18 protein-coding genes are annotated in these 20,391 nt (G+C 58.4%); 6 read left to right on the forward strand and 12 right to left on the reverse strand.

What is annotated here, in order from left to right; genetic code table 11:
- Positions 1–11: 11 nt before the first annotated feature.
- The 7 genes from trbL to trbB are packed head-to-tail and all read right to left on the reverse strand — an operon-like array spanning position 12 to position 6,222.
- Positions 12–1,166 carry a P-type conjugative transfer protein TrbL gene (gene trbL / locus HEP89_RS29380; RefSeq protein WP_168693806.1) on the reverse strand — a complete coding sequence of 385 codons (1,155 nt, stop codon included), beginning with the start codon at positions 1,164–1,166 and terminating at the stop codon, positions 12–14.
- Positions 1,163–1,357 (reverse strand): hypothetical protein, encoded by a 195-nt coding sequence (locus HEP89_RS29385; protein WP_168693807.1) that lies wholly within the window; start codon positions 1,355–1,357, stop codon positions 1,163–1,165. The genes trbL and HEP89_RS29385 overlap by 4 nt, the downstream gene beginning before the upstream one ends.
- Before the next feature lie 3 nt (positions 1,358–1,360).
- Positions 1,361–2,152 carry a P-type conjugative transfer protein TrbJ gene (gene trbJ, locus HEP89_RS29390; protein ID WP_168693808.1) on the reverse strand — a complete coding sequence of 264 codons (792 nt, stop codon included), beginning with the start codon at positions 2,150–2,152 and terminating at the stop codon, positions 1,361–1,363.
- A complete protein-coding gene (locus HEP89_RS29395) occupies positions 2,130–4,577 on the reverse strand; it encodes a conjugal transfer protein TrbE (protein ID WP_168693809.1) in 2,448 nt (815 codons plus the stop codon). The genes trbJ and HEP89_RS29395 overlap by 23 nt, the downstream gene beginning before the upstream one ends.
- Positions 4,578–4,579: 2 nt before the next feature.
- Positions 4,580–4,876 carry a conjugal transfer protein TrbD gene (locus tag HEP89_RS29400; RefSeq protein WP_075284017.1) on the reverse strand — a complete coding sequence of 99 codons (297 nt, stop codon included), beginning with the start codon at positions 4,874–4,876 and terminating at the stop codon, positions 4,580–4,582.
- Positions 4,869–5,228 (reverse strand): TrbC/VirB2 family protein, encoded by a 360-nt coding sequence (locus HEP89_RS29405; RefSeq protein ID WP_075284018.1) that lies wholly within the window; start codon positions 5,226–5,228, stop codon positions 4,869–4,871. Before HEP89_RS29405 ends, HEP89_RS29400 begins: the two co-directional genes overlap by 8 nt.
- Positions 5,218–6,222 carry a P-type conjugative transfer ATPase TrbB gene (gene trbB / locus HEP89_RS29410; RefSeq protein WP_075284019.1) on the reverse strand — a complete coding sequence of 335 codons (1,005 nt, stop codon included), beginning with the start codon at positions 6,220–6,222 and terminating at the stop codon, positions 5,218–5,220. The genes HEP89_RS29405 and trbB overlap by 11 nt, the downstream gene beginning before the upstream one ends.
- A 779-nt stretch (positions 6,223–7,001) precedes the next feature.
- Between trbB and HEP89_RS29415 the strand changes: the two genes are divergently transcribed.
- The gene (locus HEP89_RS29415) at positions 7,002–8,024 is read left to right on the forward strand and encodes a GSU2403 family nucleotidyltransferase fold protein (protein ID WP_075284020.1); all 1,023 of its coding nucleotides are present in this window, start codon (positions 7,002–7,004) and stop codon (positions 8,022–8,024) included.
- Positions 8,025–8,142: 118 nt separating this feature from the next.
- Here the strand turns inward: HEP89_RS29415 and HEP89_RS29420 are convergent, their stop codons facing one another.
- Complete coding sequence (locus tag HEP89_RS29420; RefSeq protein ID WP_075284021.1) at positions 8,143–8,592, reverse strand: MucR family transcriptional regulator; 450 nt, start codon at positions 8,590–8,592, stop codon at positions 8,143–8,145.
- Between the two features lie 1,736 nt (positions 8,593–10,328).
- Between HEP89_RS29420 and repA the strand changes: the two genes are divergently transcribed.
- The 3 genes from repA to repC all read left to right on the forward strand — a co-directional run bounded on the left by repA (position 10,329) and on the right by repC (position 14,076).
- Entirely contained in the window at positions 10,329–11,552 is a 1,224-nt protein-coding gene (gene repA, locus HEP89_RS29425; RefSeq protein ID WP_075284022.1) for a plasmid partitioning protein RepA, read from the forward strand.
- Positions 11,549–12,601: a plasmid partitioning protein RepB gene (gene repB, locus HEP89_RS29430; protein WP_083660788.1), complete on the forward strand. Its 1,053-nt coding sequence runs from the start codon at positions 11,549–11,551 to the stop codon at positions 12,599–12,601. The genes repA and repB overlap by 4 nt, the downstream gene beginning before the upstream one ends.
- Positions 12,602–12,819: 218 nt before the next feature.
- Positions 12,820–14,076: a plasmid replication protein RepC gene (gene repC, locus HEP89_RS29435; RefSeq protein WP_075284023.1), complete on the forward strand. Its 1,257-nt coding sequence runs from the start codon at positions 12,820–12,822 to the stop codon at positions 14,074–14,076.
- Between the two features lie 127 nt (positions 14,077–14,203).
- Here repC and HEP89_RS29440 read toward each other — a convergent pair whose 3' ends face one another.
- Together HEP89_RS29440 and HEP89_RS29445 are read right to left on the reverse strand one after the other, a co-directional pair.
- Positions 14,204–15,127, reverse strand: coding sequence for a recombinase family protein (locus HEP89_RS29440; protein ID WP_075284024.1), 924 nt, complete (start codon positions 15,125–15,127; stop codon positions 14,204–14,206).
- Between the two features lie 447 nt (positions 15,128–15,574).
- Positions 15,575–16,711: a site-specific integrase gene (locus tag HEP89_RS29445; protein ID WP_168693825.1), complete on the reverse strand. Its 1,137-nt coding sequence runs from the start codon at positions 16,709–16,711 to the stop codon at positions 15,575–15,577.
- A gap of 124 nt (positions 16,712–16,835) precedes the next feature.
- On the opposite strand from HEP89_RS29445, the gene HEP89_RS29450 reads away from it, so the two are divergent.
- Together HEP89_RS29450 and HEP89_RS29455 are read left to right on the forward strand one after the other, a co-directional pair.
- The gene (locus HEP89_RS29450) at positions 16,836–17,789 is read left to right on the forward strand and encodes a DUF1403 family protein (protein ID WP_168693810.1); all 954 of its coding nucleotides are present in this window, start codon (positions 16,836–16,838) and stop codon (positions 17,787–17,789) included.
- A gap of 13 nt (positions 17,790–17,802) precedes the next feature.
- Positions 17,803–18,498, forward strand: coding sequence for an SMC-Scp complex subunit ScpB (locus HEP89_RS29455; protein ID WP_168693811.1), 696 nt, complete (start codon positions 17,803–17,805; stop codon positions 18,496–18,498).
- Here HEP89_RS29455 and HEP89_RS29460 read toward each other — a convergent pair.
- Together HEP89_RS29460 and HEP89_RS29465 are read right to left on the reverse strand one after the other, a co-directional pair.
- Positions 18,416–19,516, reverse strand: coding sequence for a TniQ family protein (locus HEP89_RS29460; protein WP_168693812.1), 1,101 nt, complete (start codon positions 19,514–19,516; stop codon positions 18,416–18,418). The two genes, HEP89_RS29455 and HEP89_RS29460, sit on opposite strands and share 83 nt — an antisense overlap.
- A complete protein-coding gene (locus HEP89_RS29465; RefSeq protein WP_168693813.1) occupies positions 19,513–20,391 on the reverse strand; it encodes a TniB family NTP-binding protein in 879 nt (292 codons plus the stop codon). The genes HEP89_RS29460 and HEP89_RS29465 overlap by 4 nt, the downstream gene beginning before the upstream one ends.

A 20,391-nucleotide genomic window follows, 5' to 3' on the forward strand; every position in this document is an offset into this window, starting at 1 on the left:
CTGCCTATTGCTCAGGAGGATTTGGGCGAAGATCCGCCAGTTGGCTTGTTCGGCAGGGATTGCCGCAGTTTGTGATTGGCGAGGCCTAGAGCCGAGGCATTTCCTGCATGAGGGGCGCCAGAGAGCTTGTCTGCGGCTGCCGATGAAAGGGCTGCAAAGGGAGCCATGGCTGCTTGAGCCGCAGCTTGCCCTCTCGACGATCCATCGTTCCTGGCGGTTTCGTAGGCTGCCTTCGCACCAGCGGCCATTTGAGCGCTGCCGATAGCGGTTCCGGCGGCGAAAGTGCTGGTCTGGGTGCCGTGACGAATGACTTCCATTCCGTTGCCGACCGAAACGCCCTGGACAACACCTTGCAGGATCTGTGGGACGTACATCGCGATCATAAAGACAACCACTGAAATCCCCGCAATTGTCAACGTTGCAAGGAATTGATCATCCGCTGTTGAACTGTTGGAAAGGCCGATCAGAACTTGAGAGCCGATACGCGCGATCATTACCAGCGCCATCAGTTTCATGCCGACTGAGAACGCATAAACCAGGTATTTGATTGGAAATTCTTTCGTAAAGGACGTGCCACCAAGGCCGAGCATGATGACGCCTGCCAGGAGGCCGACATACATTTCGATCCAAACTGCAATGAAGATCGCGGCCACAAGCGAGAAGCAGATAATCACCACAACCATTGCCAGCACGGACGCAATAGCCAACCCATTGTCTTCGAACAGACCGAACTGCGCATTCTGCGAAAGGTTGGCGGCAACTTCGACGCCGGCGTTAAAGATATTTGCCGGAGAAGCCGAGCCCCCGCCCGCTCCAATCTGGAAAAGGCTGTCTACGACGGCTTGAGCGAATTGTGGCCCATTCGTCAAAATGAACGCGAAGAGGCCGACAAACATAATGCGCCGAACCAACTCGCTAACCCAGGCTTCAAGCGCAGCGGCCTGAATCGCCAACCAGACAGCGGCAATTCCAAATTCGATGCCAGCGAGGATCCAGAACAGCGACTGAGCTGCGTTCGTGATCGTTCCTTCCCAGCCTTTCGCCGCGGAAATGACCTGATCTTTCAGGTTGTCCAACACAGCACCATCCGCGGCGAGAACCGGTCCCGCCAACAATAGCAACACAACTGGCGACAAAGCTGAGATCGCTCGAGGTTTTGGTTTCATTTGCCGAAATCCACGCTGATTTCATCGCCGCCCGTTGTCGGGTAATCCTTCGGGTCCGTTTGAATGAATTGTTCTTGTGTATCGACGTTGGTTTGTTTCTCGGCTGGTGCGGAGAAAACGAAGATGTAAGTGACGGACGCAGCTCCAAACAAAAGGAGGGCGAGCAGTAAGTACAAATAAGTCTTTGCCATCTTTCAGAAGTCCACGCTGAGTTCGTCGCCGCCGGTGGTCGAGGATTTTGTCGCACCGAAGAACTTTTCCCTTTTTGACTGAGCAAGGTCGCTCTTCGTCTGCTCGGACTGGTACCAGGTCCCCATCATGGTCATCTGCTGAGAGACAAGACCTCGAAGCTTCTGCATCTGCTCGACTTGCTGGGCTGCAATCTCATGACCCACCTGCAAGGCCTGCTTTTGGCCCTCCGCGGACTGAGAATGCTGCCGGAGCTGGCGCATGGTGTCCTCTTCCGTCGCGAACTGGTCCGAGGTGTATCCGGCCGCTTTCAAGGTCGAGGAGATCGTGTCCCGGTTGGTGTCGGACCAGCCTTGGTACATGGTCGAGAACGACTGCGCTTCCGGCAGGCCGTTCTTGGCGAAATCGGCGTAGCTCTGGAACCGCTGTTTCAGCGTGTCGTCGAGGTTGCCCATTGAGAACGCCATGGCCTGACCCTTCTGAACCAAGCTCTGCAGTTGGCCGAGGTTCTGTTCAACCTCACCCCAAACCTGCATCGGCAGGGAGAGCGTGTTCTGCAGCATGTTCTCGTAGATGCTGATCTGGTTTTCGATCATCTGGATCTGGTTGCCGATCTGCTGCACCTGATTGGCAATCTGCTCGGCGTTCTGACCGCCGAGGGCGATGAGCTCACTGTTGTTGAGGATCTGGGTGAACTCTGTCGCACCGGTGACCGCGCCACCGGCCTGGACCGGTCCTGCAATTCCGATTACACAAAGAACGCTGGCGAGCGATCTAGCCAAGAAGCTGTTCGGCATTGGCAATTCCTCTTTGCTTGAGCCATTCGGCGGGCCATTTGTCGCCGTGGTGGAGGTGAAGGTCTTCGATGCGCTTGAGATCGTCCTTCGCGGACGCGCCAACGAAGGACAGCGTGATCGGGCCGAGCGCCATGTCGAAGAGCCGGCGCCCATCCGGAGACGTGACGTAGTACTCGCGCTTCGGGATCGCCGAGGCGATGATTTCGATCTGCTGGTCGTTGAAGCCGAGCTTTTCGTAAAACGCGCGCGTTCCGGAAACTCGGGCCTCACCATTTGGCAGGCAAACCTTTGTCGGGCAGCTTTCCTTCAGAACGTCGATGATGCCGGATCTGTCGGCATCCGAGATCGATTGTGTTGCCAGGACCACCGCGCAATTCGCCTTGCGGAGAACTTTCAGCCATTCCCGGATCTTGTCGCGAAAGACTGGGTGACCGAGCATCAACCAGGCCTCATCAAGAATAAGCAGGCTCGGTTCACCGGTCAGGCGTTTTTCGATCCGGCGGAACATATACAGCAGGACCGGGATCAGGTTCCGGTCGCCCATGTTCATCAGCTCTTCAATCTCGAAGGTCTGGAACCTGGAAAGCGACAGGCCGTCTTGTTCGGCATCGAGGAGCGAACCCATGGGACCGTCCACCGTGTAATATTGCAGCGCGTCCTTGATCTCCCGGTTCTGGACACCCGACACGAAATCGGTGAGCGACCGGCGCTGAGACTTCGACATCAGGTCGATCTGCGTCGTGATCGCGTTGCGGTGCTCTGGCAGAACCTTCACACCCTGCATTTCGATGAGGGTTTCCAGCCACTCGGCAGCAAACGCCTTGTCGGTGGGATCCTCGAGAGAGGAGAGCGGTGCAAAGGCCAGTGTGTCCGACTTGCCGACGTCATATTGATCCGCGCCAACGGCAAGCGTCAGTGGATACATCGACTTGCCTTTGTCGAAGACGAACACCTGCGCATTCAGATAGCGAAAGAATTGAGCCACGATCAGCGCGAGAAGCGTCGATTTACCCGAACCGGTCGGTCCGAAGATCAGCGTATGCCCCAAATCCCCGACATGAAGATTGAAACGGAAGGGTGATGAGCCAGAGGCCACCTGCATGAGCGGCGGCGATCCAACAGGATAGAACGGGCAAGGCGCTTCCGGCGATCCGGCCCAGACAGAATTCAGCGGAGCCAGGTCGGCAAGGTTGCGCGTGCTCACCAGAGGTTCGCGAACGTTGGCATAGGACACGCCCGGCAGACTTCCCAGGAACGCTTCGGTCGTATTCAGGGTTTCGATGCGCCCGCCAAAGCCTTCACTCTGCACGAGCCGGCGCACCGCCTCACATTTTTCCTGAAGCCGCGCCTGGTTCGTGTCGAAGAGCACGATGACAGGCGTGTAGTGGCCGAAGGCGACGAGCTGCGAGCTTGCCTCGGCAATCGCGTCTTCGGTTTCCCCGACCATCAACATGGCATCCTGATCGAGCGATCCGGAGTTGGTCTTGAAGAGCTGATCCATCAGCGGCCGCACCTTCTGCAGCCACTTCTTGCGGGTCTTTTCCAGCACCGAGCGCGCCTCGATCGGATCGAGAAATATGAACCGGCTCGACCAGCGATAGGTGATCGGCATCAGATCGAGCGCGTTGAGGATCCCCGGCCAGCTTTCGGCCGGGAACCCGTCGATCGCCACGACACCGACATAGGTGCCGTCGATGATGGGGTTGAGACCGTGATGGAATTCCGCCGTCACCAGATAGTCGAGATACATCGCAATGTCAGGCAAGCGGATCGGATGGTTTTCTCCGATCAGCGCGAAGCGTGCGAACTGCAGGAGATCATCGTAACGGCCACGCCTCTCCCCTGCCCTCCCCGCTTCTATTTCCGGCACTTCATGGGTTTCCATGCGCCGGATCGAGACGACATTCGCCATATACTGCTCAAATTCCCGGATCGTCGTCTTGAAGTGCTCAAGCGTCCGGGAGGCAATAGACGTGTTGCGGCTGGCGTCGTCCGAATAGATGTATTTCACCAGTTTGGACTTGTTTTTCTCCGGCGGCCGGTAGGTCAGGATGATGGCGTGCTGGCTCTCAAAATGCCCCTCCCCGGCTTCGAACCGCTGGCGGCGCTCGTCATCGATCAAAGCCGTGACGGGGTCCGGAAAATGCGAGCTTTCCCTGTCCGGATATCCGGTTGAGGGAATGCGAACCGCTTCCATCTGGATCATCCAGCCGTTGCCGAGGCGGGCGAGAACCGAGTTGATCTGTCTGGAAACTTCGTTCCGCTCAGACGCGGTCGAACTCTCGCTGTCCGGCCCGGCAAAATACCAGCCGGCCATCAGGCCCCCGTCCTTCAGGAGCACAATGCCGTTGTCGACCAGCGCCGCGTAAGGGAGCAGGTCGGAAAAGGACGGCGCAACGTGCCGGAATTTTTTGAGGGCAACCATGTTCAGTATTTCCGCCAGGGCGTGGATGTCGGCCGGTAATAGGCGCGGTATTTGACGTGCCGCAGATAGACAGCGCGCATCAGAGGGTCCGCCTTGGCCATCATCCGCAGCACGCCAACCACCACGATCCAGATCGCGATGCCGAGCACGGCGGCATAGGGCTTCAGGATCACGAAAATCAGAATGACCGAGGCAAGACCGGTCACGAGCACCAGCTCGCGGTCTGCCCCGAACAGCAATGTCGGGCGAGAAAGAGCGCGGTGGATCCGCGCTCTGTTGAGGCCCGGCGCGTCAGTCACGAGCCGGGTCCACGGTTGCCGCGTTCCCTTCCGGAGCAATGCCGATGGAGGCACCGGAGGAACCAAACAGGCCGACGATAGTGGACGCGCCGAGCAGGACCCCGAGAACCAGAACCACGTAGGCCAGGCGGCGGGCAAAGTCGTTGAGTTCACCGCCGAAGATCAGCATCGCGCCGGCGATCGCCACCGCGATCAGGCCAACGGCGCCAGCGACAGGACCGTTGATGGAGGCCTGGATTTGCTGAAGCGGGCCTTCCCAGGGAAGCGAGCCGCCGCCGGAGGCGAAGGCTGGTTCAATTAGGTACAGTCCTGCACCGGCGAGAAAGAGAAGAAATACAAAATTACGCGACATGAAGAGTCCCTTGTCTGTCGTTGGAATTTTTGTTGAGGAACTGAGATGCAACTGCTGAGCGGATGTCATAGGTGCCGTCCCGAAAGCCGGACACAGTCACGATGTCCCGAACGATGCGCCCGTGTTCGGGGGAGCGCTCGATCGAGACGATGAGGTCAACCGCTTCCGCTATGACTTGGGGCATCGGCTGCTGAGACACTTCGGCGATCAACTGTTCAAGGCGCGTCAGTGCGGTGAAGGCATTGTCGGAGTGAACCGTGGCGATGCCGCCCGGGTGGCCCGTGTTCCATGCCTTGAGCAGTGTCAGAGCCGCACCGTCGCGCACTTCGCCGACAATGATCCGGTCTGGTCGCAAGCGCATGGTCGATTTCAGGAGCCGTTGCATGTCCACGGTGTCGGACGTGTGCAGGATCACGGCGTTCCTGGCCGCACACTGGATTTCCGCTGTGTCTTCCAGAATGACAAGGCGGTGATCCGGAGCAACGGACACCATTTCGCCAATGATCGCGTTCGTCAGGGTCGTTTTGCCGGTGCCAGTGCCGCCCGAAACCAGAATGTTTTTCCGGCCGGCAACCGCATCACGGATCACGGTGGCTTGGCCGTCCGTCATCACGCCATCCTCGACGTACCTGGAAAGCGGGATGAGCAGCGATGCCTTCTTGCGGATCGTGAAGGACGGCTTGGAAACGACCGGTGGCAGAAGACCCTCAAAACGATGACCGCCTATCGGCAGCTCGCCGGAAATGATCGGCTTGTCAGAGGTGATTTCCGTGCCGAGCGCATGGGCGACCTTGCCCATGATGATCTGGGCGTCATGGGGCGTCATCTCGCCGGAGGGCTCCATTCCCTTCCCGACGCGTTCGATGAACAACTGTCCGTCCGGGTTGAGCATGATCTCAACGACAGTGTCGTCCGACAGCGCCGACAGGATCGTAGACCCCAGCGAGTCTCCCAGCCCGGCGATAAGCCTGCGACGGCTTTCACCGTTCCTCAATGTCCCCTCCCCTACCGGTGAAAGCTGAGATGTTCAGGGGATCGTGCGGCCTCGCCGAGACAGCATTTATCGGACCGGGCATGAGGGTATGCCCAGGCTCTCCGGAGGTCATTCGGAGTGTCCTTTTATATTTGAGATCAATAAGATACGACTACAGCAATCAGTGGTTGATTACCTTGCGAGAGGGCGCAACCCAACACGGAACGAAGTGTCATCGCAAGGTTGAGAAAAAGTTTTCCACACCTAAGGAGAGTTATTTGAATTGGGAAATATAACACTCAAATTGGGCTACGTTGCCGTCCGTTCATCTAGGTCTTAGCTAAAGAGATATTCGACGTTACGAAGCTTCGTGATCACAGATCCTTATGGCCGGGGCCAAACGTGGACCTATCAGCCGTGTCAAAAAAACAGGCGCATCTCTGCGCCTGTAGAAAGGTTCAATGCACGGGCTTGAACGACCACGAAGTGCCGCCTCCTGAAAAACTCTGCAATTGTGCGAATGGATTTTTTTATTGAACGCGGATAAAAGGGAAAAGTGACCCAGCGTCACGTGCGCACCTTTCCAGGCGCGTCCAAGTGTCTTCCTCCCAAGGCTCAACACGTGCGCGCTATTTTTTTGAAGCAGCTGCTCTTTGGTTTTTCGTTGGCGTTCCACACCAAGGACAAGGCGGTTCGGAAGGTTCTCCGAGATTGTGTTCCTTGTTTACCCCACAAAATAATTTCTGTGGGATAGAAAATCTGCTAGTCTTACCCCACGAGAAAAAATATGTGGGGTACATATGACCATCGACTATCACAGTGCAATCGGCACAGCCGCCTGGACGGACTTGCGGCGGTCCCTGCGTGACAGCGAGGTGTCGGAGCTGCGCGGCGCGCCACGGTCGAAGGTGGTCGCCTCCAAGACCTATTGGTACGATCACTTTCGCGTCGGGCAGAAAACCATCGACCGGTATATCGGCGAAGACACGCCAGAACTGCGGAACCGCCTGGAGCGGCAATCGGAGATCGCCAGGGCGGCGAAACTTGCCGAACGGGAACGGGCGAGACTGATGCGGGTGCTGCGGGCCGAAGGCTATCTGTTCGCCGATGTCGGTTCCGGCCAGGTGGTTTCGGCCATGGCCAAAGCCGGCGTCTTTCGGCTCGGTGGAACGATCGTCGGTACGCAGGCCTTCCGCTGTTATGAAGGCGAACTCGGCATCCGGATCGGGTTCGACCAGTCGGCCACGACAGATGACATCGACATTGCAAGTTTCGAGCGGTTGTCACTGGCTCTCGCGGACACGGTCGACCCTCCCCTTGCAGAGGTTTTTTCCGAGCTTCAGTTCGATCCCGTGCCTGCGATCGAAGACGGCAAGACCTGGCGCTGGCGGCAAACACATCGCCAGACCCTGGTCGAGTTTCTGACGCCGTCCTTCGAAGAGGATGAGGCCATCCGCGATCTTGCCGCCCTTGGCGTCAGTGCGCAAAGTCTGCATTTTCTCAATTACCTGATTGCCGATCCGATCAGTGTCCCCTTTTTGTATCGCTCGGGCGTGCTGGTGCAGATCCCGCGCCCGGAACGCTATGCGGTGCACAAGCTCATCGTCGCGGACCGGAGGCAAGGAGGGGCAGATGCACTCAAGGCGCACAAGGATCGGGCCCAGGCGGCATTTCTGTTCGAGGCGTTGACCGAGACCAGGCCGGGCGACCTTGCCGAAGCCTACCAGAGCGCATTGGAAACCGGTCCGGAATGGCGCAAGCGCATTGCGGCAAGCCTGAAACGCATGCCGGCAACTTCGGCCTTGCTCGATCAGCTTTCTTGACAGGCGGACTTGCCGGCAGGGAACCGGTCGCTGCAGGCACCTGCTTCAGAGTGATCGAATTGTGCCCCGCGCGCCGGAACTTCAGCTCCGGCGGGGTCTTGTCCAGGCGGGAAGAAGACTAGCTCTTGTTCGCCAGTTTGCTTCTGCGACCCTGTTTCTGACCCAGTCCCATTTTCCTGGCGAGATCCGACCGCGCCGCGGCGTAGTTCGGGGCAACCATCGGATAATCCGCAGGCAGGTTCCACTTGGCCCGGTAGTCTTCCGGCGTCATATCGAAATGCGTTCGCAGGTGACGCTTCAGCGATTTGAATCTTTTGCCGTCCTCGAGACAGATGATGTAGTCGCCCAAGACGGACTTCTTGACCGGTACAGCCGGGACAAGTTCTTCAGCGGCTGGTTCCTGTGCCGTTTGTGCGGCCGAAACGAGAGCCGAATGAACCGTCGCTATCAAGGCTGCCAGATCACCCGAAGCAATCGTGTTGTTGCTCACATATGCGGAGACGATGTCGGCAGTCAGATCAACATATACGGGCTCAATAGTTGTGTTGTTTTCGGGTGTCTCAGACATTGGGTTCCTTGCCGGGCGATACTGGGATCTGGGTGCGCGCTGGTTCTAAACTTGTTCCCCTGTGAAGTAAAATCATCGCTTCGGACAGCCAGTGGTCGCTTTACGTTCACCATTGCTCTTGAGCACACCGCGATCGAGCTTTTCGGCCATCCGAACCTGATGTTCACTTCTTTAGGTTGGAGGCCCCTGCCCTCGTAATGAATATCTCTTACGGTCGGCATCTTCCGGCTGGTCACTTCCTACCTTAGTGCTCGACGGTTGCCATTTAGCATCAGTTGTCTGGGCGGTTCAAAATCGCCGTCGCAATCATTCGCTAGCGTTTACGGTCCTGTTGTATTTTTTGATGGGATTGCCCTGTGGGACCTCAATACTTCTTTGGTAGGAAAAGGGAGACGATGTTTTCACCGCGGGATTCAATTGTTCTCGTGGCCGCAAATCGGGGGAGGGGAGTTCAAGAATTGTTCGCATTCGATTGGAAGGAATGACGTCTCGGAAAAAAAACATCGAAAAAACAATTTCTTGACCCGGTGTCATCTGACACCCCACTCGGAACTAGGTGTTCAGAAACGTATCAAGTCAACAGGTTTGCGGATTCCACTACATCGCAGACGGAACTTCATCTGCGGTGTTTGAGTTGATTGCGTTCTGTGTTGCCGATAATGCAGAGTCTGGTCTCGTAGACGGAACCGAGCTCTTGGTCGCCAAGCTGCGTCCAAATGCCGATTTGGCGTGGGTTGGAAATCAATTTCTGGTCATCCAACATAGGAACTTCAAATCGTTGATCCGGGGCTGGAGGTTGGATATTGCCCAGCGGAGAGGAGGGGGCTTGGAAATCCAATTGGTCGAATTGTCTCACAACAATTTGGCACGACGCAGTGCTGGTAAATTCATACGATGAACGATGTCAGTACGAACCTTTTGGAAAGAAGGGTTGTTAAAATCTCGTGGCGCCACCTTCTGGAATTGCTTTGCCCGGCCTGTCCTAAAAGAAATGCATTTCGACCTAACACAATTGTTTGACGAATGGGTCTACAGGTAGCCGTGAGCGCGGCTCATGTCTGAATAGAACTTGTCATTCAGGGTTGTCGTCGATGTTGGTCTTCTTCGTTCACGCCGCAATTCGTAGGCAACAAGCTTTAAGATGGCGAAAGCTTTTCTGAGGTCTCCTAGCGCAATAACATTGCACCGAGAGACCTCACTCGAGAACTTGAGTGTCAGTTCGGCAAGAAGACATTTTAGAATTAGACCCCGAATGCGGCGATCCAATAAAAGACCTCTACTTTTTATGGAGTTTCAAAGTGGACATTTGTCATGAAAACGGTGGTGGATACACTGGGCGTCAATCTGACTGCCGTGCGTGAGTGGGCGAAAGGGAATACGAAACCGAGTCATAGCTATCAAAAAACACAGGAAGCAACGCGGTCTCCGCGCATCAAAACTTAGACGCCGAACGCCTGATCTCAGGATACATTCGGGTCTTCGCTGATCTGAATCGAATATTATGAGGCGTACATCATTGTTTAGCTCGCTCTGCACTTCTGAACAAATGCACCATGAGCAGAGTCTGCCTGCAAGTACTAGTGTGGTCCATTTTCTCTAGGCACACGATATCGTGTCGACGGTGGAAAAGTTAACGGGCGTTAACTAAAAAGCCATTGACAGGAATCACTAATTCGCTCTTAGTTCGCTCTGACGCTTATTTCCGTGTTTTTCAAATTTTTGCGTCGGAGTGGATAATGACAGAAGAAGCCGCAATTTCTGACAAGGAATTGGACCCCAACTCAACAAGGGGAAAAATTGCGCGTTTTTCGTCACTATTGAGCCAGCAAATCAAAAACAACTGGCAACAGAATTATCCTCCGGAGTCGCGTAAGCACTTGCGATCGTTTTCCTCATCTGAAGTTTCGGACCTGATTGGCATCGCGCCCGCAACCTTGCGGCAAATGTCGCTCGACAATGAAGGTCCGCAACCGGCGCGGTCTGATGGGAACCGGCGCATGTACACACTCGATCAGATCAATGAACTTCGATCGTTCCTGGCCGAAAAACGTCCCGGACAGTCCCTACAGTTTGATCCGCGTCGTCGTAAAGATGACGGAATGCAAATTGTCGCGATCGCCAATTTCAAAGGTGGCTGCGCGAAAACGACGACTGCTTTGCACTTGGCTCAGTTTCTCGCGTTGCAAGGCCTCCGCGTTCTCGCAATCGACCTTGATACACAAGCAAGTCTGACGGAGATGCTGGGTGTTCAGCCGGTCTTGGAAGTAGGCGACAACGAAACGGTGTTTGGCGTTCTGCGTTACGATGATGAACGTCGGCCACTTCCGGAGGTAATTCGACCGACCTACTTTGCGGGCCTGGATCTTGTTCCAGGCCAGAGCGAGCTGCAGTATTTCGATTACGAAACGCCAGCCGCCATCATCAGCAACAAATACGTGGGAGACGAATACTTTATTCGCCGGTTGGCGACTGCACTGAGAAGCGTGGAGGATCGTTACGATGTAGTCGTAATCGATGCGCCACCGCAATTGTCGTATCTGACATTAAACGCTGTATTTGCCGCTACCGGGCTAATTATCCCTGTACAGTCCGCGATGATCGACGTCGCAAGTATGAACCAGTTTTTGTACATGATGGACGAAATGCTGGAACAAATGGCTCACTTTGGTGCGCCTGTCGATCATGAGTTCATGCGGTTTCTTTTGACCAGACATATTCCCCACGATGTTCCACAGGTGAATATTGCAGCGATGCTTCGGTCTCTCTTTGGAGAAAGCGTCTTGACTGCTGCAGTTGTAGAGACCACTGCGATCACAAATGCCGGTCTGGAAAACAAAACGTTGTACGAACTCGAAAAAGGGTCTGTCGGACGCGACACGTACAATCGCGCCATAGAATCCGTAAATGCTGCCAACACTGAGATCTTCCAAGAGATCCTGAAAGTCTGGGGACGCTCATGAACAAAGCATCCAACCGGGCGAAACGCCTTGCCGGCATGTTTGGTGCCGTAGACCCGAACGAACTTGCCAAACAAGCTGAAGCCGAGAAATCGGACAAGACTACGAGTCGGCCCATGACGACTGCTCCGACGAAAGCACTGCAGGCGAGTTTTGCAAGCATCGAAGAAGAAAACCTGCGGCTGAAAGCCGAGCTTGAAAAATCCCAAACCGTTGAACTCGACCCCATCACCGTGCGGGCTTCCATCATTCAAGACCGTCTTGAATGGACCGACGATGACCCGGATTTTCGAAGCCTGGTGACTTCCATTAAGGAAGAAGGCCAACGACTCCCCATCCTTGTCCGTCCACATCCGGCAGAAAATGGTCAGTACCAACTGGCGTATGGAGCGCGGCGCAATCGTGCTTGCATGGTTCTTGGGCAAAAGGTGAAAGCTTACGTTCAAGAACTTTCTGACGAAGAGCTTGTCATTGCTCAAGGTCTTGAAAATAATGAACGAAAGAACCTGTCCTTCATTGAGCAGGCGGTATACGCAGTCGCCCTTTTGGAAGCCGGTTTCACGCGTAAGCTTGTAGCCAAGTCTGTTGGAGTTGCCTCTGACACAACGATTTCGAAAATGTCTGCAATCGTCGCTTTGGTGCCAGCTGATATCTTTCGTTTGATTGGACCTGCCCCCAAGATCGGCCGAAATCGTTGGGAGGCTTTTGCGAGCCTCGCTGATCGAGGTGCAAAGAAGTCTTCGATTCTCGAAGCGGTGCGTGCTCTACCCGAAAGCGCAGTGTGGAAAGGGGCTGACTCCAACAAGCGTTTCGAACTGGCTTATCGGACAGCTGAAAAAGCAGACAAGTTCAGGACGACGAAATCCAGAGCTGAAAAGTCTCGATTGGAGAACGAAGGTCGCTCGTTCGGAACGATGGAGCAGTCCAGCAACGCTGTCAAAATCTTCCTAGATGCGAAGAAAGAGCCGGCTTTTGCTCAGTTTGTCGCAGACAAGATGACGGCGTTGATTGAAGAGTTCAAAAAAGGCGAAGGGAAACAAGCGAGCAAATAAAAGCATGAAACAAAGAACCCGCCACGTGGGCGGGTCCTCGTTGAGATAAGCACGAGTGCCTATGATCTCGGTCTAGCAGCTCTGATTCTAGAATCACTCGCAGCGCAACGCAAGTTCTGTCTCGCAGCAGAGCACGATTTCTTGCGTCTTCCAGCTTGTCTCGCATCTGAAAATTCAGTGCTCGGTCGCGTTTATGCGCTTCCGGCAAAGGAGGACTTATGTCTTCGACCCAGCAGATTGCGAGTTTTCGCAAGGTGTCTGCCGGGATTCTTGCGAGCGCGCATCTGGCGTCCCAGGAAGACCGGCCGAAGGTCACCAAAAAGGAAATCTCCCTGGTTCTGAAACGCGTTGCGCCGGCGCTTGGTATCGATGGCACGGCTTATCATGTCCTGGATATTCTCCTGGGTCTTGTGCAGCCCGACGATTTCCAGGCCGGAAAGCGGCCGGTAGTGGCGATCTCAAATCAGCGTCTTGCCGAATACACTCGGCGCACCACGCGCACTGTCACGCGCTGCCTGAAGAAACTCGTCGAAGCCGGAGTGCTTGCCTATCGGGACAGTCCGACCGGGCGACGCTATGTCTATCGCGGTTCAGAAGGGGCTCTGGAGCAGGCCTACGGTCTGGACTTTAGCCCTGCGTGCTTCAATCTGGAGGCCTTCAAGGTTCAGGCGGATGCATTCCAGCGCCGTATCAAGGCCGAGCAGGAAGCCAGGCGGGCTGTTACACGGTTTTCACGGGCGATCGCCGACATGGCCGAACTGGAGCCTGCAGAATTTCACGGGTTTGCTGCCCGAGCCCAGGCGATTGTGATCCGGGACGAATTGAATGTGGTGGAGAAGGCGGCACTTCTGGAATCGCTCTATGCGCAGGTCCTGGCTCTCCATGAAGCACATTCGTTGAAAAATAAGGATAAAATGTCATGCGCGGGTGACATTGATGTCAGCCCTTTATTTATTACAACCCCAACCGACTCCCTTGAAAGTAATCCTCAACGGACTTGCTCTAACGAGCAAGACATTGAATTTACTTCTGACAACGGCTTCGCCGTTGAAATGGCTCTTGAAAAAGAGCCTTGCGGCGGGCGCACGGAAACACAACAGCCGAAATCACAAGTGGGAAGGGGAGGCGCAGGCAAGTTTCCCGAAACCAACCTGGATGGTGTTTCCATAGGGCTCATTCAGTCGGCATGTTCATCGGTACAGGCAGAATTGGGGGTCGGTCTGAGCAGTTGGCCGGCTCTTTGTGGAGCTGCCGAGCAGTTGCGCATGCTGATCGGCCTCAGTCCGTCCGGATATCAGCTCGCTGTCGAGCGGCAAGGCAGATATCTGGCCGCGGCCTGCCTTGCGGTTGTCGCCGAAAAGGCGCTGCGGGATCCGGAGCACATTGCCTCGCCCGGCGGATATTTCCGCGCCATGATCGACAGGGCTGGGGAGGGCAAACTCCACCTCCACAAATCCCTGCATGGGCTGGTGTGAGACCATGGTGAGGTCTGAACGGAGATCAGTGCCGGCGCCAGTTTTCCGACCGGTTGAAATCAAACGCACGGAGACTTCGTCCGCAGGGTCTGGGCGGGCAATTTGCGCCGGAGTTCCGATCTGGGACTCAAACTGCTTCGAGCAAACCAGTCCGCTTTGCCCGGTCGATGAGGTTCTTGACGGAAGAAGGCGACCATTTTGTCCCACCGCGGGGTGTACGCTCGTGCAGGCGTTCGAGCTGACCGGCGATTTCGCGCAATGTCAGCTCCGGATTGGACGAATGAATGCCGGCGACCAGCGTCATCAGCCGGTCTTCCGGCGGGCGCGGAGGCGACTTGCTGAGCAGGGCCTTGTCCGCCATTCCCTCTGTGACCATCCACTTCACCGCGCGCCGAAGCCGTTCGGGCGTCCAGTCAAATCCACGGTTTTTGAGAAACCGTGAGATATCGTCCCAGGTGTGATAGGGACGCATGCGCCGGACAATTGGAAGCCACTGACTTGCACTTGCCTGGATGCGTGCACCATAGGCCGCCTTTTGAGCGGCCGTCATCTTGGCAAGCGCTTCAGGTCTGCGCTCTCGAATTCCTGGATTGCCGGGTAACTTCCCCTTCGCCTTTGCGGCCTTGATGCCGGCCTTGGTGCGCTCGGAGATCAAGGCGCGCTCGAGCTGCGCGACAGCACCCAGAACCTGCAGCGAGAACATGCCCTGAGGTGTCGTCGTGTCGATCGGGTCGCTCAGTGAGCGAAAATGCGCTCCCTTTGCATTCAGATCGTCGATCACTTCTAAAAGATGGTTCACTGAGCGGGCGAGACGGTCAAGCCGGACGACGACCAGCGTCTCGCCGGCATCGATCTCCCGAACGAGCCTGGCGAGGGCAGGACGAGCGCGTGAGGCGCCGGAACCGTATTCCTCCACGATTATCTCGCAGCCCGCCGAACGCAATTCCAGTTCCTGCGCCTCTGTCGCCTGTTCCTCCGTGGAGACGCGCGCGTAGCCAATAAGCCGTCCCTCAGGTCGATGAGAAGACTGTTTGAGCGCTGATTTGGCCATTTGGGACGCCTGAGAGCCGATAAGAGAGGAAGTTTCCAATTAAAGAAGATACGGATAACCGATCGTTTGTAAACGTCTTTTGAGTGCCTTTTCCACGACCCGAACCGTCAAAACCCCAGGAAAACCGGGCCCTCTCGTCGACCTGAGCGCGGACTGCCGGGCATTTGTTCAATTCAGAAGGCCTCAGACTGCATATCGGCGAACGCGAGTTTACGGGGCAGTCTATGACGGAAGTTAAATTCGTGGTAGCTTCCGCATAAATGCGTAAGACACGAAAAAACAATGCCTTATGAAATTGGAAAGTTGAGCCTCGAGGCTCTCTTGAAGCCGATATCGGCGGCTGAAGATTGTGGCTTTTAGCTGCCGATTTCAATTGAAGCCGTAAGCTGAACGCCAGACCGCCGAATTTTACTTTGCGGTTTCATGCGGAGAGCAGGGCAGGGGCGTTCACAATCCGGCCGCTTTGGTGAGGTTGACCCGGAAGCGGTCCCGCCGGCGCTGGTATTTGCGGGTCATTTCCGCCGAGGCATGACCGAGCTGCTTCTGCACATAGCGTTCTTCAACCTCGGCGGACGAGGCGAGGCCAGCGCGCAGCGAGTGACCCGCGAACTTTCCGGCACGATCCGCCTCGCTGAGATCGCCGCGCACGCCGGCGGCCAGGGCCGCTTTCTTGACGAGGCGCGCGACCTCCTGGTCATGCAGCCGATCCGGCCCGACGTCCTTGCCCTGGCGGCGCACCCGCCGGAACAGCGGGCCCTTTTCGATCCTGGCGAAGCGGATCCAGGTCTCCAGCGCCACGACCGGGCAGGTGGCATCGGAGGATCCGCGGCCGATTTCGACCTCGCGCCAGCCGGTCTTTCCGCGCAGCGTCAGCAGCAGGCCCTTGTCCAGGACCTCGATCCAGCCGCGGCCGTCTTCGGTCTGGTCGCGGCCAAGGTCGAGGCCGGTGAGTTCCGAGCGGCGCAATCCGCCGGCAAAGCCGATCAGCAGCATGGCGCGGTCCCTGAGACCGCGCAGACTGTCGCGATCGAGCGTTTCCAGCATGGCGATCAGGTCTTCCGGCGTGAGGGCCTCCTTTTGGCGGGGAGGGGAAGCGTGCTTGTTGCGGATGCCGGCGAGCACGGTGGCGATCGCGCGATCCTTGCGGTCGAGTCTTGCGCCGCCGCGCTGCGCGTAGTTCCAGGACAGCGACGACAGCCGCCGCTCGATGGTGGCGACCGAACCGGGTTTGCCGCTGCGGTCCACGGTGCCGGAGGCGCAGGCCGTGATGTACAGCCCGACCACGTGCGGATCCGGGGGCAGGGGCGCAAAATTCTGGCGCCGGCACCAGGCGGTAAAATGCTTCCAGTCGGAGGCGTAGGCGCGGCGCGTGTTGGCGGAGGACGCGGCTTCGACATAGCCGCGCGCGCGCTCGGTGAGTTCCTGCAGGTGGCTCGGCAGTCCGGCGGTAGCTTCGGCGAGAGGGGAGGGGAGCCCGGCTGACGTCTGTGCTTTGGCTTCCTCAGTGGACACTGCCGACCCGTCAGACGGCGCGGCGTCCTCCTGGGCGTGATTTTCGGGGTTCTGGTCGCTGATTTGGGCCATTTCTTCTATAAAGAGCAAAACGAACGATAAGGCAACATTATCGTTCTTTTTTATCCACCGACAGGTGGTGCGGTTTTGTGCCTTTTTATCGCCATAACCGCACGCGCCGTGTAAGCTTGCGGCCATGGATTCGCTTGCCCTTCCGCCCGCCGCCCGCTCTGCACCCCCCGGCCCTCTGCCTGGCTGGGCCGTGCCGCGGGGATCCCCCGTCTCTGAAGCCGACGCCGCCTTTGCCGCCGGCATTGCCTTGAAATCCCTCGACGATTTGGTCCGCTTGGATCCTGCCTGGGCCGGCTGCTGGCGCGCCCGGCAAGCGCTAGAGTGTGCGGCCGCCGCCGTCCGGCTCTCGGGCCGCAGCGAGGAACAGGCAGAGCTCATGGACGCGGCCCTGCTGACCGCCCCCGGCGACGACCCGGGCCCGGCCGGCCGGATTTTTGGGGCGTTCAACAAACTGGCCAACAGGAATGGCGCCCTCACCACGCCGTTCCTGGCCGATCTCGCCGAGCTGATGGGGTTTTCCTGGGACGAGCACCTGGCCCAGTCCCTCGATCAGGTCGACGCCGCGCTGCAATCGGGCCGGGCGGCGCCATTCGCCGCCGCCGAGCTGATAACAGCGATCTGGTCCGCCCGCCCCGATGCCGAAATCCTCGCCTTCGCGCTCGCCGACTGGCTGATCGCCCAAAAACTGTCCTGGGTTTCTTGCGTACCGCTGCTGATGGGCCAGCGTTACGGCGCTTCCTTCCGCACGCCAGGGGGCCGGGGACGGTTACGTCCGGGCGAGGCCGGTTTTCCGGCGGCCCTTTGCCAGGCGCTCGTCGAGGCCACCCGGACAGCCTTGCGCTCGGCCGGCGACATCGCCCGGCGGACCGATCGTTTGTTAGAAGTCGCCCCGAAGATCCGGACGAAAGGCGCTGACGCCGTCTACCAGAAATTGCTCGAGGAGGCGGCGGTTGCCGGGACTGCGCCCGGCACGGGTCTTTCCCGGTGGGCAAGCTCACGCCTGTTCGACCGGCTGGAAAGCTTTGGAGCCGTCCGAGAGCTCTCGGGCCGCGCTACCTTCCGGATCTACGGGCTTTGAAGGGACGAGGGTGATGTCTTCAACCACGGCCCGGGGCCGGACAGCAAAGCAAAAAGCAGAAATACCCCTGGACAGGGAGCTCGCTGACCTGCCGCCGGAGCTGCGCTGGCGCGAGTGGATGCTGCGGGCGGAAGCGGTGATTTTTGCCTCCGCCGAGCCGGTCTCCCGCGAAGTCCTCGCCCGGGTCGTCGGCAAGGAGGTCAGCATCGACCTGTTGATCGACGACCTGAAGGAAGATTTACGTGATCGCCCCTACGAACTTGTCGCGGTCGCCGGCGGCTGGCAGCACCGCACGCGGAGCCCCTTCGGCCCGGTGATCCGCGCCGCACAGGCGCCGGTACGGTCCCCCGCCCAAAAACTCTCCAGGACCGAGGCCGCGGTCCTGACGGCGATCGCCTATCTGCAGCCGGTCACCCGCGGCGAGCTCACCCAGTTGTTCGGCAAGGAGGTCAGCCGCGACACCATCGCCGGCCTGCGTAGCGCCGGCTTCCTCGGCACCGGTCCCCGCAGTCCGACGCCCGGCGCGCCTTATACCTATGTCACGACCAAACACTTCCTGTCGGCGTTCAGCCTGAACACGCTACGCGACCTGCCAGACATCGAGCGGCTTGAGGACGCCGGCCTGCTTAGCCGTCAGGTGCCCGAGACGGACCTGCTCGCGCAGCAAGAGGATGGAGACGAAGATCGGGACGGGGAGGCTGAACCTTAAGGTCAAGATAGGCGGCCAGCAGGGCGGGCAGGTCCGCTTTCGGTACGCTGCGGGACGGTGACGCCTGAAGGTGCCTGCCCCGCTCCAACGCCTTCACGAGCTGCCCCATCAAGGCGCCGGTTCCACCCGCCGCCAGGATCAGGCGCCGCCAATGCACGACGACACCATCGTCGCCGGCCGTCAGCCAGGTGCAGGGCGTCCGGGCGAGCTGCTCGAAGCAGCGCCTGCGCGCCGAGGTGGACAGACCTGATAAAGGCGATGTTGGGGCAAGGCCAGCGATGGCGGGAAGACGCTGGAGGCTCTGGACGAGCGGGCTGCCGCCCAGATTTCCAGTCAGAGTTCCTGTCAGTCTTCCGGTCACCGCCTCCAGGCGGCAGATGTCGTCGATACATCGCTCCAGCCGCCGCGCCGACGTGCTGACGGCAACCTTCGGCGCGCGGCGCAGATCGAACCCGCAGCGGACGCACAGATGCTGCGGGGCGAGGTCGGGCTGGTCGGACGCCGCAATGCCGCTGCCGCAGGACCGGCATCGGTCGCGCAAGCCGCAACCATGGTCCGGACAGGAAATCCACGTCGCCAGCCGCCAGCGACGGCGGAAATACGGCTGGGCGTCCTCGGCCAGACAGCAAGGGCAGTATTGCAGCCAGGTCGACCTGCCGCGGCGTCCGCGGCTGCGAAGCGGCAGGAGCAGGGGACGCCAGGCAGAGCGCTTCAGCGACATTGCCACGAGCTTCTGCCGCGAGACCCCGGTATGCGTGAGGAGGCAGGCCGCAACGGGCGCGGGAAGCCGGAGGTCGAGAGAGGCCGTCCACAATCCTGATCCTGGCCCTGATCCTGGCCCGAGCACCCGGGCGAAGTCCCGGGGCGCAACACCGTTGGCAATGGCCAGACGATGCAGCCAGCTCGACAGCAACTCCTCGGACTGCGGCGCGACGATGACCGGCCACCGCTGCGAGACGACATCACGGTAGTGCGCACCGATGCCTATCTCCAGACCGCGGCCGCCGGTCACCGTCACAGCAGGGTCTCGCGCAGCAACGGATTGCGACGCTGCGAGATCGGCACATGGCGCAGAGCATCGATTCCGGCCGGCGTCATCCGCTCCTCTCCGGATCGGATGGCTGCAACCGCCGCCTTGGTGACGATCGCGACGATCTCACCGATCAATCCCTCCGAAAGGCCGAAGATCCGCCGCGCCAACGGTTCGTTCGACAGGTTCGACGGTCGTGCCAGCGGCAAGGCCGCCTCGAGACTGTCCAGAAGCGTGAGATAGGCCTCGTCATAGGACCAGCGCGGCACGGCGAGAAGATCGAACCGGCTCGCCATCTCGCTGGTGGCGTTGACGAAGTCGTAGACGGCCACCTCTCCGATCAGAACCGGAGAGACATCATATTGGCGGCCGATCCGCCGCAGGAACGCAAACACCGCCTCGATGTCCCGTGTCCGGCCGCGCAGCGCATTATGGAACTCGTCGAAGATCAGCACCTTCGGTTTGAGACTGGCCAGCAAATGATCGGTTTGCTCGGCTTGCCGGCGGTGAGGCCGACAGTCGCCGAAGGGCGCCCGCAGGGCCTGAAGAAGACCGGCGTAAAAGTGACCAAGACCGGCCCCCTCGCGTGTCTGAACGACCCATACCTTCTGAACCGGCGAGGTTCTCAGATGCTCGACCGCGAAGCGCTCGGCGATCATTGTCTTGCCATTGGCATAGGGCCCGACCAACATCAGTCCCTGGGTTCGCAACGACAGCGGTCGCAAGAGCAACTCCTCCAGCCGCCGGTGGGCGTCCCTGGCAACCTGGTGCCCGATCCAGCGCGGCGCGCGGACATAGGCAACCCGCTGCTCCGGGTCCCGGTCAAGATACGGCCGGACATGGTCGAGCAGATGATCGGCCAT

The organism is Labrenzia sp. 5N (assembly GCF_012395805.1).
Lineage (GTDB): Bacteria > Pseudomonadota > Alphaproteobacteria > Rhizobiales > Stappiaceae > Roseibium > Roseibium algicola.

Excerpts from the sequence above, each read along its gene's own strand:
- trbL (WP_168693806.1), bottom strand. The coding sequence starts at position 1,166 with ATGAAACCAAAACCTCGAGCGATCTCAGCTTTGTCGCCAGTTGTGTTG.
- HEP89_RS29385 (WP_168693807.1), bottom strand. The coding sequence starts at position 1,357 with ATGGCAAAGACTTATTTGTACTTACTGCTCGCCCTCCTTTTGTTTGGA.
- trbJ (WP_168693808.1), bottom strand. The coding sequence starts at position 2,152 with ATGCCGAACAGCTTCTTGGCTAGATCGCTCGCCAGCGTTCTTTGTGTA.
- HEP89_RS29395 (WP_168693809.1), bottom strand. The coding sequence starts at position 4,577 with ATGGTTGCCCTCAAAAAATTCCGGCACGTTGCGCCGTCCTTTTCCGAC.
- HEP89_RS29405 (WP_075284018.1), bottom strand. The coding sequence starts at position 5,228 with ATGTCGCGTAATTTTGTATTTCTTCTCTTTCTCGCCGGTGCAGGACTG.
- HEP89_RS29415 (WP_075284020.1), top strand. The coding sequence starts at position 7,002 with ATGACCATCGACTATCACAGTGCAATCGGCACAGCCGCCTGGACGGAC.
- HEP89_RS29420 (WP_075284021.1), bottom strand. The coding sequence starts at position 8,592 with ATGTCTGAGACACCCGAAAACAACACAACTATTGAGCCCGTATATGTT.
- repA (WP_075284022.1), top strand. The coding sequence starts at position 10,329 with ATGACAGAAGAAGCCGCAATTTCTGACAAGGAATTGGACCCCAACTCA.
- repB (WP_083660788.1), top strand. The coding sequence starts at position 11,549 with ATGAACAAAGCATCCAACCGGGCGAAACGCCTTGCCGGCATGTTTGGT.
- repC (WP_075284023.1), top strand. The coding sequence starts at position 12,820 with ATGTCTTCGACCCAGCAGATTGCGAGTTTTCGCAAGGTGTCTGCCGGG.
- HEP89_RS29440 (WP_075284024.1), bottom strand. The coding sequence starts at position 15,127 with ATGGCCAAATCAGCGCTCAAACAGTCTTCTCATCGACCTGAGGGACGG.
- HEP89_RS29445 (WP_168693825.1), bottom strand. The coding sequence starts at position 16,711 with ATGGCCCAAATCAGCGACCAGAACCCCGAAAATCACGCCCAGGAGGAC.
- HEP89_RS29450 (WP_168693810.1), top strand. The coding sequence starts at position 16,836 with ATGGATTCGCTTGCCCTTCCGCCCGCCGCCCGCTCTGCACCCCCCGGC.
- HEP89_RS29455 (WP_168693811.1), top strand. The coding sequence starts at position 17,803 with ATGTCTTCAACCACGGCCCGGGGCCGGACAGCAAAGCAAAAAGCAGAA.
- HEP89_RS29465 (WP_168693813.1), bottom strand. The coding sequence starts at position 20,391 with ATGGCCGATCATCTGCTCGACCATGTCCGGCCGTATCTTGACCGGGAC.